This is a genomic window from Vibrio owensii (genome assembly GCF_002021755.1).
Lineage (GTDB): Bacteria > Pseudomonadota > Gammaproteobacteria > Enterobacterales > Vibrionaceae > Vibrio > Vibrio owensii.
The window spans coordinates 2,694,143-2,707,958 of record NZ_CP019959.1 but is presented as its reverse complement, the minus strand read 5'-3'; the positions used below and the strand labels follow the sequence as shown (position 1 = coordinate 2,707,958).

Here is a 13,816-nt window from a genome sequence, read left to right as displayed (position 1 = left end):
TTGACTAAATATCAGCTATCTAGCTCATAAATGGGCTGCTACAGTTGTATGGACTCCAATTCAATACACAGAGGTAGCCTATGTATCCACACCTCACTGGTTTGGGCATCCATGACCCGAAACAGATTGAACGTTACTCCCTGCGCCAAGAAGCACACAAAGACGTCCTAAAGATCTACTTTCACAAACAGAAAGGCGAGTTTTTCGCTAAGAGTGTGAAGTTCAAATACCCACGCCAAGTTAAAAATGTATTAGTAGATAGCGGCAGTCATAAGTACAAAGAAGTAACCGAAATCAACCGTAACCTGACGCTTGTGATCGATGAGCTAAACAAGATCACCAAGCCTGTAAAAGTGGCTGAAGTGGATGTAAAAGAGAAGATTCTCTCTGATCTTCGTCATTTGGAGAAAGTCGTTTCCAGTAAGATCGCCGAGATCGAAGCGGATCTAGAAAAGCTGAAATAACACATTAAGAACTGAAAAATTAAAAGGGGTTGGTACCGATACCAACCCCTTTCTTTGTTTAATACAGCGAATAGCGGATCAACCTAACCGCTTATTGCACCAACGATGCATCCCACTCAAATCTCGCAAATAACTGCTGCCAAGTTTCATCGATATTGGCTTTCATCACGATTTCTTCATCGGTAAACGGATGCACAAAGCGCAACTCTGATGCATGCAGCAACAGTCGATGAGAGTCGAATTCGGTACGGTACAACTTGTTGTGCTTGCCATCACCGTGTGTCGTATCACCAACGATTGGATGACGTAGGTGAGCCATGTGACGACGCAACTGATGCTTACGCCCTGTCTTTGGCTTCATTTCCATCAAACAGTATCGTGTGGTCGGGAACTTACCTGTTGAATAAGGTACTTCCACTTTTGCCAGCGGTTTGTATGCCGTTACTGCTTCTTGTGCTTCTTTCTCTCGCGAAGCAAACTTATCGGCAATCTTATCGAGTTCAACTTTCAGAGCGTAATCCAGTACGCCTTCTTCCTCGATCCAGCCTCGAACGATCGCATGATAGGTTTTCTCCATCTTGTGCTCAGCAAACATAGGCATGACTTGTGAAGCAACTTCGCTGGATAAAGCAAACACAAGTACACCTGAGGTTGGGCGATCCAAGCGATGCAGTGGAAACACATGCTGACCAATTTGATCGCGCAGCGTTTGCATCACGAATTGAGTCTCATGCTTATCCAACCAACTACGGTGCACTAGCATTCCGGCAGGTTTGTTGACCGCAACAAAGTACTCGTCCTGATAAACGATCTCTAATACAACCGGTTCAACGGATGGTGATGTTTCTTGTTCTGACATTGAGGTTACTTACATAGTTCGTCGATGGTTCGAATAGTCACTAATAGCTCGGCGTAATGCGGCTCTTGTTTCCACGCTTCTGCAAAATACGGCTCAATAGAAAAGCCACGTGGCAAAGGTTGGTTACTTTCCACTAACGCATGCATACGGGCAATAAAGATCCACTGCAACCACTCATGCGGATGAAGTGTATCAATAGCAAATGGTTCCGTGCTTTGCAGTGCTTGTTCCGATGGCATAGTGTGCTGCCACAGCTCATGATGGCGCAATTGTGCTTCAAGTTGTTGAAGTAAGTCGACCAATTGGGTGTTTGTTGCCATTAATTCCGCCTCGAACCTTGAATTAGCCGAGAATGATACCATTTCTTGTGAAAAGAACATTAGGATGTCGTATTTAATGGAAAACATTCAAACACTCACTCAGCTGTTAAACAACAGCCATTGTGAATATCAAATCTTCGACCTTGGTCGTCGTATCAAAACCATCGATGCACAAGTGTTTGCGGATGTGGAAAAAGGCCAGTGCCCTTACCCATTCCCAATGCAGCGTAAAGCGCACCTCGCAATCGCGTACTGGAATGAGCAAAAGCAGCCTTGGATTTGGTTTCTAAAGTTTGAGCTGGATGAGCGTGGTTTGCTTAAGCAATCCGACATCGGAAATTTCATTAAATACGTCGTTGAAGCGATGGGTACTCGCCTGAGTGAGGAAATGTCGGAAGAGCAACAACAAAAGCTTTCTAACAACCCATACACGTTTAAACCTGCAGAAGAAAAGATGGCAGTCTTCCACAGTCAAGTTCGCGCGAACTTAGACTTACCCACCAGCCAGTATTACGAGCACACTCAGCACTACTTTACCGGTGACCTAGGTTGGGACAACTGGCAAACGGTTGGTCTACAAGGCATCACTGATATGGCTGCACGCTTAGGCAAAGAGCAAAATGCCGTGACTTTGCGTAAAGCGCTTAACCACTTGCCTAATGAACCACTTTACGCCCTACTCGGCGCGCTTGAACATGTCGACCTACAAGAACGTTTGGCAGAACGCATTGCGGAGAAAGCGCAGCAAGAAATCGAAAGCAACGAACCTGACTTGTTCTTACTCTCTGCTTTGATTCGAGCTCTAGCGGGTGCACCAACCGAGATTTCCTTGCCAACCTTGAAGGCAATTTTACAAAGCCCACGTTTGAGCCACCAAGAAGTATTGATAGGCATCGCTGGACGTACTTGGCACTTGCTCGCTGACGCTAACGTCGCTGAGCAATTTTTGCTGCGCCTCGCACAAACTGGGAACCAAGCCCTATTTAATCAATTGTTTGCCGATTTGGTTATGCTGCCAGAGCTAAGAATGGTATTGCTACCTTTGCTGCACTCTAGCCCATCGGAAGAGCTAGCGACGGCATTAGTCAAACTGCAGCAAGCAACAAAGGGATAATAAAGGATTAGGGATGATCGGTGACCTACTAGCCATTTTAGGACTGTGCTTTTTTTGTTTTTTGTTTTGGCAACAACGACGTCAGTCAGAGTTGGCAAAAGCGGCTATTTCGCGTAAGTGCGATCAGTTAGATTTGCAATTAGTCAGCATTGCATTTGGTGCGCATAAATTGAAAACGCCAGACGGAATCTGGCGTTGGCATACAGTGTATCAATTTGAGTTTTCATCCCTTGGTGATGATTGCTACCAAGGCGAGTTAACGATGATCGGGTTTAGGCCGCTGAACTTTCACCTACCGCCACATCGCTTGTAAATTCCATTTCAAAGTAAGGGCCGTAAAGGTCCTTGCTTTCTCTCGTTTTTGTAAATCCTAGTTTTTCCAGCACTGCCATGGATGCTTTGTGGTGGCTATTCACATTTGCTTTGACTTTGTGTAGCCCAAGCTCACGGCACGCTTTCGGGAAAAACGCCTTTAGCGCTTCTGTCGCTAACCCTTTACCCCAATAAGCCTTATCAAAGATAAACCCTAGCTCTGGTTCATGATCTAGGTTTGAAATGAACACGTGTCCCATATAATCACGGCTGGTACTCTCAAGCACCGCCATACTGTGGACATTCTCATCGTCCAGAATCTTCTCAAACAACTGTTTGGCAGAAGACACGGTATGAGGTCCATTCATCTCTGCGCGATTTTTAGCGCAGCAATTCAACATCACGAACTCTAGTTGCAACGACTCATTGTAGGGTAGAAGAAGCATTCTTCTGGTTACTATGGTCACATCTGTTCCTTGATTACAGCAAACTTAATTTATCCGCATAGCAGAAGCTCAAGAGCTATCGATTGAAAAGCCATCGATTTGTATGCGGCACATAACGCCTTTTAGAGAAGCCGAAAGTTAAACCAACTGATTGGAAAGGATATTGATCTGGATTGTTTTTTATTCAGTGTTATGAGGAATTTATAAATAATGTGATATCGCCTACTTTCAATCATCCAAAAATATGAAAGCGCGATAAATAAGAAAGACCCCGACACAAAAGTATCGGGGCCATAGTCTTACTCGCAGCAGTCCGGCTACTAATTAGTGCTCCATGCATCATCCATAATAGTGGCTGAATCCGTCAGCTTAGTCCTTACGTCGCCGTCCTAGCGGTGTCCTTATCATCCTGATAGCTAACATTCCCCGTTAGCACACATCACTTGTTCCTTGAGCGGTGTCCTTTGCATCGTCCTGATGCTGTCCTTACCTCAATCCTATGAGGGGTCCATTGTCTGTCCTTAGTCATCAACATCCTATTGATGAATGTATCCTTACAATGTCCTACGCTCCTTGCTTGATCACTCATCCTGAATAATCAAATCGTCGTCCTGACGATGACCAAATCCTTGGTGCTTTCCTGTTCCATGTCTGCTTCCTGCCGACAAGGTTTAATTTACGCTTTTCCCTTTAAATCACAATCTACCCGAGAAAATCTTTTGTTGAAAAACTTCGTTAACAGCATGTTAAAATGATATTTTTCATACACTTAAATGCAAAACATTCTGTTTGGCTGATGACGAAATCGTTTTCTCTCACAACCCGTGTGAGAGATCTCGCACAAGGCACTGCCGAAATTGCTATTCGCTAAAATCAACCGCGCAAAGTATGATGATAGAAGTCATTTTAGTAGGGACAAATTATGTTAACTCAAGACGTCACTAAAGAGCTGGAAGCCGTGATGGAGCAGCTACAGCAGCAAGGCAAAGAGCCCACTGTGGCACTGGTAAAAGCACGAATGAAAACGCCCGTGCCGATGCCTGCATTAATCGCAACCATCAAAAGTTGGAAGAGCGCAAACCGTATCCCTAAAGTGGAAGTAGCGGTGCAAACTCCGAAAGAAGAAGATCGTATTGTTGCGCTGGAGAATACCGTGGCGAAGTTGGTTGCTCGAGTAGAGGAACTGGAAGCAAAACTCAATGAGAAAACATCATGAAGCTGTGGGTAGATGCAGATGCTTGTCCGAAAGTAATCAGAGAGACGATTGTACGCGCCGCTGAGCGCACAGGCGTTGAATGTACATTTGTCGCCAACCATGTGGTCCCTGTACCCAAACGAGCCAATATCCACTCTCTGCAAGTACCTGCTGGCTTTGATATTGCCGACAACGAAATTGTTCGTCGTGTCGAAGCCAATGACTTAGTGATTACCTCTGATATTCCATTGGCAGACGAAGTGATCAGCAAAGGTGCTCAAGCACTGAGCTCACGAGGCGAGTTATATACCAAAGACACCATCAAAGCACGTTTGAATATCCGTGATTTCATGGACACCATGCGCTCAAGTGGCATTCAGACTGGCGGCCCTGCCGCTTTGTCTCAAACGGAGCGCAGAGAGTTCGCTAACCACCTCGATAGAATCCTTGCCAAGCGTTGATTGCGCCTCCCCCTCGCATGAAAATCATTCGTTGATGAAATAGGAATCACAAAACTCCGTTCTTTGTTGTTAGAACAAGAACGGAGTTTTATTTATGAAGTCACGGATTGCCTTTTCTCTCACTTTGCTTTTATCGAGCCCTCTTTCATTGGCTAACAATAAGTCTTTTGGCATTATTGGCGGCAGTGTCACCTATGGCGAAAGCGTGTTTTCCGTCAAAGACACCCCTCAGCTTGGCGCAACACCGAATCTGTTTTATTCAGGGCCGATAGGTTTTATCGATGGCAGCTTAGCCAACTGGCAAGCGTTACCTTACGTCGGCGTATCGGCCAATTGGCGTTTTGCAGAAGTCTCCGATACCTTTGCCGATTTGCCAAATGGCATCAACGACCGAGATGGCAATGGTGAGCTTGGTATAACCTTAGGAACGGTTGGCGCGAGACTGACTTATTTGCATGATGTCACTTCAGAACACAATGGCTATGAAGTTCAATTGCATCTCGGTCGGACGTTAGAAACTTGGTTGCCACCTTTTACCCTGACTCCATATCTTGAAATCGACTATCGTGACAAAAAACTCTCTCACCACCTCTACAGTGTCTCTGCACAAGAGGCCGCTGCATCTGGGTTAAACGAGTTCAAAGCCGACTCTACTTTTGTTTATCAAGCGGGAATTATCGGTTTGTATGAGTTCACACCATCTTGGATTGGCATTTCTAAAGCTGAGTTTGTGCATCACGATAGCGACAGCCCTTTAATTCAGCGTGATGTCGGATGGTCGTTTGAAGTCGGCCTAACTTATCGCTTCGCCGGACTTTAAACAAAAAAGCCTGCGATAAACGCAGGCTTTGAGAGCTGAGTGACGTTGCCAATTAAGGCGTGTAGTACGTAGCCGCACCAGGACCAACTGGTAGACCAAATACGAATACCCATAGGTAGAACAGCACACTCCAACCTACGATAAAGCAGATTGAGTATGGCAGCATGGTCGCAATCAACGTACCGATACCTAGGTTCTTCATATAGCGTGTTGCTACCGCAAGGATAAGACCGAAGTAGCTCATCATTGGAGTGATGATGTTCGTCGTTGAGTCACCGATACGGTAAGCCGCCTGAATCGTTTCTGGCGCGTAACCCACAAGCATTAGCATAGGAACGAAGATAGGTGCTGTTACAGCCCACTGTGCCGATGCAGAGCCGATCATAAGGTTAATGAAGCCACACATTAGGATGAATGCGAAGAACAACATTGGGCCAGTTAGACCGATGCTTTGTAGGAAGTCTGCACCCGCGACTGCGAATACTTGACCAAAGTTAGTCCATTTGAAGAAAGCAACAAACTGAGCGGCGAAGAATACCAATACAATGTACATACCCATTGAAGACATTGACTTCGACATTGCGTCAATCACGTCACGATCGTTTTTCATTGTGCCAACCACTCGGCCGTACACAAAACCAGGAATCGCGAAGAACACAAAGATGAATGCTACGATACTCTTCAGGAATGGAGAGCCCGCAACCGTGCCTGCATCAGAACGCAGAACACCATCAGCCGGAACGATAGTCCATGCCAGTAGCGCCGATACTGCTAGAACAGCGATACCTGCCAGTTTAAGACCTTTCTTCTCTACGTCAGTCAGTGTACCCATCTTGTCTTGAGACAGGTCTTCCGCTGCTTCTTCATCGTTGTATTTGCCAAGTTTCGGCTCAACGATTTTCTCCGTTACAAATGCACCAGTAATCGCGATAAAGAAGGTAGAAACAAACATGAAGTACCAGTTTACTTCTGGGCCTACCGTGTAAGTTGGGTCAATCATCTGTGCAGCTGTTTCAGTGATACCTGAAAGCAGTGGGTCAACCGTACCAATCAGTAGGTTTGCTGAGTAACCACCAGATACACCAGCAAACGCGGCTGCTAGACCAGCAAGTGGGTGACGACCTAATGAGTGGAACAGCATTGCAGCTAGTGGGATCAATACCACGTAGCCAAGCTCAGAAGCCGTGTTTGAAATGATACCTGCGAAAACAACAGTCACAGTAACCATGCGCTGAGAAGCGCCCATTACTAGGCCACGCATTGCAGCAGAAAGTAGTCCAGAATGTTCTGCAATGGCAACACCAAGCATCGCAACCAAAACCGTACCTAACGGTGCGAAGCCAACAAAGTTTTTCACTAGGTTAGTAACAATCAGTTCTAAGCCGTCAGCATTGAGCAGACTGATTACTTGAATCATACCGTCCGCTGCACGACCCGGCGCGCCTTCTGGGCGTGGATCCATGACTGCGACTTCAAAGTAGCCCGCGATACCGGACATCACTAGGATTGCAAGACAGAAAATGGCGAAAAGTGTGATTGGGTGGGGTAAAAGGTTCCCCAAATATTCAACTGTATCTAAGAAGCGCGTGAATAGTGGCTTCTTTGGCGAGTTTTGTTTCATTGAAGCAGATGAACTCATCTGTTCCCTCCTTGTATTTATTCCTGCGCATTTGTGACAAAAATGTCATAAAGCTTGCGCAGGGTACTCGACACAAGGGTTAAGTGAAAGTTCAAAACGTTACAGAATGTAACTTAAAGACGGATTTATGACCTATTATCGATAAAAATATAGTTATATCACCCACATATAGATCATAAATCAGCATTATAAGTAACTGCATCCCATAAATTATTACGATATTTATGGTTATTTCTGCACCGCCTTGAAGCGCGGGTTCGACTTACAAATGACGTATAAACGCCCTCTTCTTTTTACGATTTGGCAATCAGGGTGTCGGCTTTTTGCGCTCTTTAATGATTTAACAACTTTCATCTCTTAGTCCTTATCTTTATTAAATTGACCAAAGCGACGATTAAAGTTCGCAATACGACCTTCCGCTTGAACCACACGTTGCTTACCGGTGTAAAACGGATGAGAAGCGGATGATACGTCGAGAGTGAAATATGGATAAGTTTTGCCATCTTTCCATTCGATAGTGCGATCAGTGTGTAGTGTCGACCCCACAACAAAGTACTCATCTACGCTTGTGTCGTGAAATACCACGGGGCGGTATTCTGGGTGGATACCTGGTTTCATATTAATTGTCCTTTCGATTAATTGTTATGTTATAACAATGCAATTAAGAATCATTATCAACAAAAAAGCAAGCGGAATTTTGTGGTACTTTAGCTTCCACCTCCCATGCATAAGACAACGTATCCATGTATTCCATTGAGCCTATTGGTGTTATTCAAAGCCCATACAAAGAGAAATTTGCTGTCCCTCGCCAACCTCGATTGGTGCCAGCTGCGCGCTCACGCGTCAAACTTCAAGGCGCAGCAAATAGTCCAGAAGCCGTGCGCGGATTGGAGCAGTTTTCTCATGTTTGGTTGTTGTTTTTGTTTGATCAGAATTTAGAAGCCGGATGGAAACCAACTGTGCGCCCGCCTCGTTTGGGCGGCAATGAGCGTATTGGTGTGTTTGCTTCACGTTCGACTTTTCGCCCGAATGGCATTGGTATGTCAGCGGTAGAAGTTAAAGGTATCAGCAAGCAAGGCGATCAGATCTATTTGGATCTTGGTAACGTAGACTTGGTCGATGGCACGCCAATTGTTGATATCAAACCATACATCCCCTACTCAGATTCCATTGCAGAGGCACAAGGTGGCTATGCGGAAGACGAACCTGAAAAATCACAGGTCGACTTCTCTTCAGTGGCACTGGCAGCACTCGAAAAGCGTGACGATACTGAGTATGTCAAAACAGTGATCGAGCAGGTTCTGGCGCAAGATCCTCGTCCGGCTTACAAGAAAAACAAGCCTGACAATAAGGAATATGCGGTAAATTTGTTCGATCTGAACGTTAAGTTCACGGTTAGCGATAACTTAATAACAGTTACTGCGATTGAAAGCTTTTGACAAAGGCATTTGGCTGATATTATAAGCGGCTAACAATTTTCCCCTTGTGGGACCTTCATACTCCTGTCCATTCTGGCTTGAGTATCTAACTTTAATAAACGGATAAATTTAATGCGTACCAGTAATTATCTTCTTTCTACTCTGAAGGAGACTCCAAACGACGCAGAAGTAGTGAGCCACCAGCTCATGCTACGCGCGGGTATGATCCGTAAGCTGGCTTCAGGTCTTTACACCTGGCTGCCTACTGGTCTACGTGTGCTGCGTAAAGTCGAAAACATCGTTCGTCAAGAAATCGACAATGCAGGTGCAGTCGAAACTTTGATGCCCGTTGTTCAGCCGTTTGAACTATGGGAAGAGACAGGTCGTTCTGAGAAGATGGGTCCTGAGCTACTTCGCTTTACTGACCGTCATACTCGTCCGTTTGTTCTTAGCCCTACAGCTGAAGAAGTGATCACTAGCCTTGTGCGCAACGAAGTGAGCTCTTACAAACAGCTTCCGCTAAACCTGTACCAAATCCAGACTAAATTCCGTGATGAGCGTCGCCCACGTTTCGGCGTAATGCGTGCACGTGAATTCTGCATGATGGATGCATACAGCTTCGACATCGACAAAGAAGGTCTAGAGAAATCTTACCAAGCGATGCACGATGCTTACTGTAAAGCATTTGATCGCATGGGTCTTGAGTACCGTCCAGTACTTGCTGACTCTGGCGCTATCGGTGGTAGTGGTTCTCAAGAGTTCCACGTACTTGCTGAAAGCGGCGAAGACCTAATCGCATTCTCTACTGAGTCTGATTACGCAGCGAACATCGAAAAAGCAGAGGCGGCAGCACCTGCAGGTGAGCGCGCTGAACCAACTCAAGAGATGACGCTGGTTGATACGCCAAACGCGAAAACAATCGCGGAGCTTGTAGAGCAACACGGTCTAGCAATCGAGAAGACAGTAAAAACTCTATTCGTGAAAGCGTCTGATGAAGTAGATGCTGACATCATCGCTCTTATCGTTCGTGGTGACCACGAGCTAAACGAAGTGAAAGCAGAAAACCTACCTCAAGTTGCTTCTCCACTAGAGATGGCAACAGAAGAGGAAATGCGTGCACTTATCGGTGCTGGCGCTGGTTCTCTTGGCCCTGTTGGCCTTGAACTGCCATTCATCGTTGACCGCTCTGTTGCTGTAATGAGCGACTTCGGCGCAGGCGCAAACATCGACGGTAAACACTACTTCGGTATCAACTGGGGTCGTGACGTTGAACTGGGTCAAGTTGAAGATCTACGTAACGTAGTAGAAGGCGATCCAAGCCCATGTGGTCAAGGTACGCTAATGCTTAAGCGTGGTATCGAAGTTGGTCACATCTTCCAACTAGGTAACGTTTACTCAGAAGCAATGAACTGTGGTGTTCTTGGTCCTGACGGTAAGAACGTAATCCTAGAGATGGGTTGTTACGGTATCGGTGTTTCACGTGTTGTTGCTTCTGCAATCGAGCAAAACCATGACAAATACGGCATCATTTGGCCAGACGCACTAGCACCTTTCCAAGTGGCTATCGTTCCTATGAACATGCACAAGTCTGAAGAAGTGAAAGAAGCAGCTGAGAAGCTGTACGCTGAACTGACGGCTATGGGTATCGAAGTACTATTCGATGACCGTAAAGAGCGCCCAGGCGTAATGTTCTCTGATATGGAACTTATCGGTATTCCTCACACTATCGTGATCGGTGATCGTTCAATGAAAGAAGGCAACTTCGAGTACAAGAACCGCCGCTCTGGTGAGAAGACAGCCGTTGCAATGGCAGACATCGTTGAGCACGTAAAAGCTCAACTACAATAAGCTGCACTAAGCACACTGTGCTGGATATAGCGATGAAAAGGGTTGGCTTCGGTCAGCCCTTTTTTACATCTGATTTTCTAAGTGTGTAGACCCTCTCTAATATTTGCGTTGTTAATCTTTGGTTCAGATTTATCACCTTACACTGGATTCAATCTAGTAAGGAGGTTACTCATGGATCTAAAAAGTCTTCTTAACCAAGCACTCAAATCAGACCTACTTAAACAAGGTAGCGATGCGCTCAGTAAACAAACGAGCAATATCAAATCATCATCAAGTTCTAGCCAGCTAAAAACGCTTGGCGCAGGCGCGATTGGTGGCGGCCTTATCGGCATGCTAATGGGCTCTAAGAAGAGCAAAAAGATGGCCAAGAAAGTCGGTGCAGGCGCACTCAAAGTCGGTGGCGCAGCGGCACTAGGTGCTCTGGCTTACAAAGTTTACAACGATTGGCAATCGAAACAGGATACACAGGGCGTCAACGAAACCTTCGACCCTGATGACAACAAACATGCAAAGCTGATCCTTAAAGCCATGATTGGTGCAGCGAAAGCCGATGGCCATGTCGATGAAGAAGAAATGGCTCGCATCGAACAAGCACTGACAGAAATGGGCGCAGATGATCATGTAAGACAGTTGGTTCATCAAGAGCTACATAAGCCTCTCGATCCGGCGGAAATTGCACGCTTGGCGACCTCTCCACAACAGGCTTCAGAAATATATCTGGCATCACTGATTGTGGCCGATGAGCAAAACTTTATGGAAAAAGCGTATTTGCAGGAGCTTGCTAAGCAGCTCAACCTTGCTCCAGAAGTGACGCATCAATTGGAAGCGCAGTTGCAGTGATGAATGTTTGCTCAAGTTGCTTGTTAACTTGAGCCAAAACAATTCTCTGCTTTGAGTTTCAAAACGGCTATGTGTATATTTGAGAGCAGTTATCATTTATTAAGGATTTAGCCATGCAAGTATACGGCTGTTGTGAATTAGTTCGTGAGCTTTACGCTCAAATCGGTAGTGGCGATCAAGCATACGTGCCTCAAGCAATCTCATGTGCAGTAAGAGCACTGAATGACGTTGCGGCAGACGAGTCTCTACCAAAAGACGTGCGTGAAAAAGCGGCGTTTGCTGCGGCAAACCTACTGATCTCTGATTTCGAGGATAAGTAATGAATCTAGCGAACTTCGAATCCATGGATCCAATCATGCTGATGAGCATCGTCAACATGAAGCTACGTGACGACTTCGGTGGTGATCTGGATAAGCTGGTTGCATTCTTTGATATCGACCGCGCAGCACTTGAAGCAAAACTGGCAACGGCGGGTTTTGACTTTCTACCTGACGCAGGTCAGTTCCGTTAACAGCCCATCGCGACGGACAACGTAAACAACGAATAGAAAAAAGGGCTTGATGCATTCATCAAGCCCTTTTCTTTTGTACTTTGCGTAAGCCGATTAGCCGAACGAAGCCCAAATAACGGTCGCTACCAGAATCGGACAAACAAACTTCACGTATGCCGGCCACAGCTTACCAAACCAACCTTGAGTGAACTCAGGACAACCTTGCTCAAGCTCTTTGATTTTTGAGTGACGATTCCATACCCAGCCACCAAATAGACAGAACAATAGCGCCGCCATAGGTTGTAGATATTGCGTTGCGATGGTCGCAACCATGCCAAACAGTGCGCCGAAGTTAAATACGATAACCACACTGAACAGCGCAATCAGGCCACCTAATACCCAGCTTGTCGTGCTGCGTTTAGTATTGAATCGCTCACCCACCAGTGCAACCGGACATTCAAGCATCGAGATAGATGACGTCAATGCTGCAATCGTCAGTAGTAAGAAGAACACGATTGAGAACAGTTGGCCAAGCAAACCTAAGCTATCAAACATCAGCGGTAGAACTGTAAATACCAATGTATCTGAACTTAATAGCGAACCATCTTCTGCATAGATTTGAACGCCTTTTTGCATCGCAACGAACATTGCAGGCATCACCACTAGACCAGCAATAAAGGCAACGGCGGTATCGACCATAGTCACGTTCATCGCCATCTTCGGCAAGTTCTCTTTCTTACTTAGGTAAGAGCCATAGATAAGCATCGAACAGCCACCGATGGTCAGAGAGAAGAAGCCTTGGCCCATTGCGGCAAGGATTAGTTTGCGATCCCATACTTTCTCGAAATCAGGCACTAGGTAGTGCTTCAAACCTTCCATCGCACCGTTTTGCGTCATGATGTAAATGAACAGCAAACCGAACAGAACAAACAGTGCTGGCATTAGACGTGTAGACCACTTTTCAATGCCCTGTTTTACGCCGCCTTGTACGATCAAAATGGTTAATACATAAAACGTAATCGTACCGAACAAGTTGCGCTCAACACTGAAGCCTTTCAACCATTGTGTCGCCGCTTCCAAGCCCATGATGTCGGTCACTGCACCCAACATAAAGCAGATCAACCAGCCGCCAACAATTGAGTAAAACGCCAAAACCGCACTTGGCACACTCAGACCAATCCAACCAACTAGGCCGCCAAGCTTCTTGCCCAAAGGGTTGTCTGTTAGGGAACGCATACTGTCTACTGGGTTTGCTTGGCCATGACGACCGATCGCCATTTCAACCACCAGCATTGGGAATGCAACGATAAGAATCATCACCAAGTACACCAACAAGAAGGCACCGCCGCCGTTACTTGCTGCTTGGGTAGGAAAGCCCCAAATGTTACCTAGACCCACTGCAGCACCTGCTGCCGCTAAGATGAATCCAAGGCGCGAGCCAAAATGCTCACGAGGCTGAGAAGAAGTTTGTTGTGTCATACCACTCACACAAAATATCAATGAACTAGCTGACTAGTACACTATAGCAATATCTTCTACTCAACAAGAGTCATTAGGTTAATTACTCGACAATCAGATCAATTAGCAGAC

The 13,816-nt window shown here is 45.9% G+C and carries 18 protein-coding genes; 11 read left to right on the top strand and 7 right to left on the bottom strand.

The annotated features are described in order from the left end of the window. Positions 1-80: 80 nt before the first annotated feature. The gene (locus tag A9237_RS12440) at positions 81-464 is read left to right on the top strand and encodes a DUF3461 family protein (protein WP_005436760.1); all 384 of its coding nucleotides are present in this window, start codon (positions 81-83) and stop codon (positions 462-464) included. Between the two features lie 91 nt (positions 465-555). On the opposite strand, the gene truC is transcribed toward A9237_RS12440, so the two are convergent. Together truC and A9237_RS12430 are read right to left on the bottom strand one after the other, a co-directional pair. Further along, complete coding sequence (truC, locus tag A9237_RS12435) at positions 556-1,323, bottom strand: tRNA pseudouridine(65) synthase TruC (protein WP_078608292.1); 768 nt, start codon at positions 1,321-1,323, stop codon at positions 556-558. Between the two features lie 5 nt (positions 1,324-1,328). Then, positions 1,329-1,643: a YqcC family protein gene (locus A9237_RS12430; protein WP_005436756.1), complete on the bottom strand. Its 315-nt coding sequence runs from the start codon at positions 1,641-1,643 to the stop codon at positions 1,329-1,331. A gap of 76 nt (positions 1,644-1,719) precedes the next feature. Between A9237_RS12430 and A9237_RS12425 the strand changes: the two genes are divergently transcribed. Both A9237_RS12425 and A9237_RS12420 read left to right on the top strand, forming a co-directional pair. Next, on the top strand, positions 1,720-2,757 hold the full coding sequence (locus tag A9237_RS12425) for a DUF3549 family protein (RefSeq protein ID WP_078608290.1): 1,038 nt from the start codon (positions 1,720-1,722) through the stop codon (positions 2,755-2,757). 13 nt (positions 2,758-2,770) lie between these two features. After that, positions 2,771-3,070: a DUF3301 domain-containing protein gene (locus tag A9237_RS12420; RefSeq protein ID WP_009707427.1), complete on the top strand. Its 300-nt coding sequence runs from the start codon at positions 2,771-2,773 to the stop codon at positions 3,068-3,070. On the opposite strand, the gene A9237_RS12415 is transcribed toward A9237_RS12420, so the two are convergent. Continuing rightward, positions 3,030-3,515 (bottom strand): GNAT family N-acetyltransferase, encoded by a 486-nt coding sequence (locus A9237_RS12415; protein WP_005436752.1) that lies wholly within the window; start codon positions 3,513-3,515, stop codon positions 3,030-3,032. The genes A9237_RS12420 and A9237_RS12415 overlap by 41 nt on opposite strands. A 922-nt stretch (positions 3,516-4,437) precedes the next feature. On the opposite strand from A9237_RS12415, the gene A9237_RS12405 reads away from it, so the two are divergent. From A9237_RS12405 to A9237_RS12395, 3 genes are all read left to right on the top strand, one after another. Beyond that, on the top strand, positions 4,438-4,731 hold the full coding sequence (locus tag A9237_RS12405; RefSeq protein WP_009707429.1) for a hypothetical protein: 294 nt from the start codon (positions 4,438-4,440) through the stop codon (positions 4,729-4,731). Then, complete coding sequence (locus tag A9237_RS12400) at positions 4,728-5,171, top strand: YaiI/YqxD family protein (RefSeq protein WP_005436748.1); 444 nt, start codon at positions 4,728-4,730, stop codon at positions 5,169-5,171. Before A9237_RS12405 ends, A9237_RS12400 begins: the two co-directional genes overlap by 4 nt. 94 nt (positions 5,172-5,265) lie before the next feature. Then, positions 5,266-5,991 carry a MipA/OmpV family protein gene (locus A9237_RS12395; protein ID WP_078608289.1) on the top strand — a complete coding sequence of 242 codons (726 nt, stop codon included), beginning with the start codon at positions 5,266-5,268 and terminating at the stop codon, positions 5,989-5,991. A gap of 52 nt (positions 5,992-6,043) precedes the next feature. On the opposite strand, the gene A9237_RS12390 is transcribed toward A9237_RS12395, so the two are convergent. From A9237_RS12390 to A9237_RS12380, 3 genes are all read right to left on the bottom strand, one after another. Beyond that, positions 6,044-7,630, bottom strand: coding sequence for an AbgT family transporter (locus tag A9237_RS12390; protein WP_009707431.1), 1,587 nt, complete (start codon positions 7,628-7,630; stop codon positions 6,044-6,046). Positions 7,631-7,858: 228 nt separating this feature from the next. Next, the gene (gene ykgO / locus A9237_RS12385; protein WP_009847431.1) at positions 7,859-7,984 is read right to left on the bottom strand and encodes a type B 50S ribosomal protein L36; all 126 of its coding nucleotides are present in this window, start codon (positions 7,982-7,984) and stop codon (positions 7,859-7,861) included. Positions 7,985-7,987: 3 nt separating this feature from the next. Then, complete coding sequence (locus A9237_RS12380) at positions 7,988-8,248, bottom strand: type B 50S ribosomal protein L31 (RefSeq protein WP_009707432.1); 261 nt, start codon at positions 8,246-8,248, stop codon at positions 7,988-7,990. Between the two features lie 125 nt (positions 8,249-8,373). Here A9237_RS12380 and tsaA point away from each other — a divergent pair, with 125 nt between their 5' ends. The 5 genes from tsaA (at position 8,374) to A9237_RS12355 (ending at position 12,247) form a co-directional block, all read left to right on the top strand. Next, positions 8,374-9,069 (top strand): tRNA (N6-threonylcarbamoyladenosine(37)-N6)-methyltransferase TrmO, encoded by a 696-nt coding sequence (gene tsaA, locus A9237_RS12375; protein ID WP_078608288.1) that lies wholly within the window; start codon positions 8,374-8,376, stop codon positions 9,067-9,069. A 111-nt stretch (positions 9,070-9,180) separates the two neighbouring features. After that, positions 9,181-10,896: a proline--tRNA ligase gene (locus tag A9237_RS12370; protein ID WP_005436740.1), complete on the top strand. Its 1,716-nt coding sequence runs from the start codon at positions 9,181-9,183 to the stop codon at positions 10,894-10,896. Positions 10,897-11,067: 171 nt separating this feature from the next. Beyond that, on the top strand, positions 11,068-11,736 hold the full coding sequence (locus A9237_RS12365) for a tellurite resistance TerB family protein (RefSeq protein ID WP_078608287.1): 669 nt from the start codon (positions 11,068-11,070) through the stop codon (positions 11,734-11,736). 113 nt (positions 11,737-11,849) lie between these two features. Continuing rightward, positions 11,850-12,056 carry a YaeP family protein gene (locus A9237_RS12360; RefSeq protein ID WP_005529380.1) on the top strand — a complete coding sequence of 69 codons (207 nt, stop codon included), beginning with the start codon at positions 11,850-11,852 and terminating at the stop codon, positions 12,054-12,056. Beyond that, positions 12,056-12,247 (top strand): DUF4250 domain-containing protein, encoded by a 192-nt coding sequence (locus A9237_RS12355; RefSeq protein ID WP_010449802.1) that lies wholly within the window; start codon positions 12,056-12,058, stop codon positions 12,245-12,247. The genes A9237_RS12360 and A9237_RS12355 overlap by 1 nt, the downstream gene beginning before the upstream one ends. A gap of 93 nt (positions 12,248-12,340) precedes the next feature. Here the strand turns inward: A9237_RS12355 and A9237_RS12350 are convergent, their stop codons facing one another. Further along, the gene (locus A9237_RS12350; protein ID WP_078608286.1) at positions 12,341-13,705 is read right to left on the bottom strand and encodes a sodium-dependent transporter; all 1,365 of its coding nucleotides are present in this window, start codon (positions 13,703-13,705) and stop codon (positions 12,341-12,343) included. Positions 13,706-13,816: the final 111 nt, after the last annotated feature.

Excerpts from the sequence above, each read along its gene's own strand:
- A9237_RS12440 (WP_005436760.1), top strand. The coding sequence starts at position 81 with ATGTATCCACACCTCACTGGTTTGGGCATCCATGACCCGAAACAGATT.
- truC (WP_078608292.1), bottom strand. The coding sequence starts at position 1,323 with ATGTCAGAACAAGAAACATCACCATCCGTTGAACCGGTTGTATTAGAG.
- A9237_RS12430 (WP_005436756.1), bottom strand. The coding sequence starts at position 1,643 with ATGGCAACAAACACCCAATTGGTCGACTTACTTCAACAACTTGAAGCA.
- A9237_RS12425 (WP_078608290.1), top strand. The coding sequence starts at position 1,720 with ATGGAAAACATTCAAACACTCACTCAGCTGTTAAACAACAGCCATTGT.
- A9237_RS12420 (WP_009707427.1), top strand. The coding sequence starts at position 2,771 with ATGATCGGTGACCTACTAGCCATTTTAGGACTGTGCTTTTTTTGTTTT.
- A9237_RS12415 (WP_005436752.1), bottom strand. The coding sequence starts at position 3,515 with ATGCTTCTTCTACCCTACAATGAGTCGTTGCAACTAGAGTTCGTGATG.
- A9237_RS12405 (WP_009707429.1), top strand. The coding sequence starts at position 4,438 with ATGTTAACTCAAGACGTCACTAAAGAGCTGGAAGCCGTGATGGAGCAG.
- A9237_RS12400 (WP_005436748.1), top strand. The coding sequence starts at position 4,728 with ATGAAGCTGTGGGTAGATGCAGATGCTTGTCCGAAAGTAATCAGAGAG.
- A9237_RS12395 (WP_078608289.1), top strand. The coding sequence starts at position 5,266 with ATGAAGTCACGGATTGCCTTTTCTCTCACTTTGCTTTTATCGAGCCCT.
- A9237_RS12390 (WP_009707431.1), bottom strand. The coding sequence starts at position 7,630 with ATGAGTTCATCTGCTTCAATGAAACAAAACTCGCCAAAGAAGCCACTA.
- ykgO (WP_009847431.1), bottom strand. The coding sequence starts at position 7,984 with ATGAAAGTTGTTAAATCATTAAAGAGCGCAAAAAGCCGACACCCTGAT.
- A9237_RS12380 (WP_009707432.1), bottom strand. The coding sequence starts at position 8,248 with ATGAAACCAGGTATCCACCCAGAATACCGCCCCGTGGTATTTCACGAC.
- tsaA (WP_078608288.1), top strand. The coding sequence starts at position 8,374 with ATGTATTCCATTGAGCCTATTGGTGTTATTCAAAGCCCATACAAAGAG.
- A9237_RS12370 (WP_005436740.1), top strand. The coding sequence starts at position 9,181 with ATGCGTACCAGTAATTATCTTCTTTCTACTCTGAAGGAGACTCCAAAC.
- A9237_RS12365 (WP_078608287.1), top strand. The coding sequence starts at position 11,068 with ATGGATCTAAAAAGTCTTCTTAACCAAGCACTCAAATCAGACCTACTT.
- A9237_RS12360 (WP_005529380.1), top strand. The coding sequence starts at position 11,850 with ATGCAAGTATACGGCTGTTGTGAATTAGTTCGTGAGCTTTACGCTCAA.
- A9237_RS12355 (WP_010449802.1), top strand. The coding sequence starts at position 12,056 with ATGAATCTAGCGAACTTCGAATCCATGGATCCAATCATGCTGATGAGC.
- A9237_RS12350 (WP_078608286.1), bottom strand. The coding sequence starts at position 13,705 with ATGACACAACAAACTTCTTCTCAGCCTCGTGAGCATTTTGGCTCGCGC.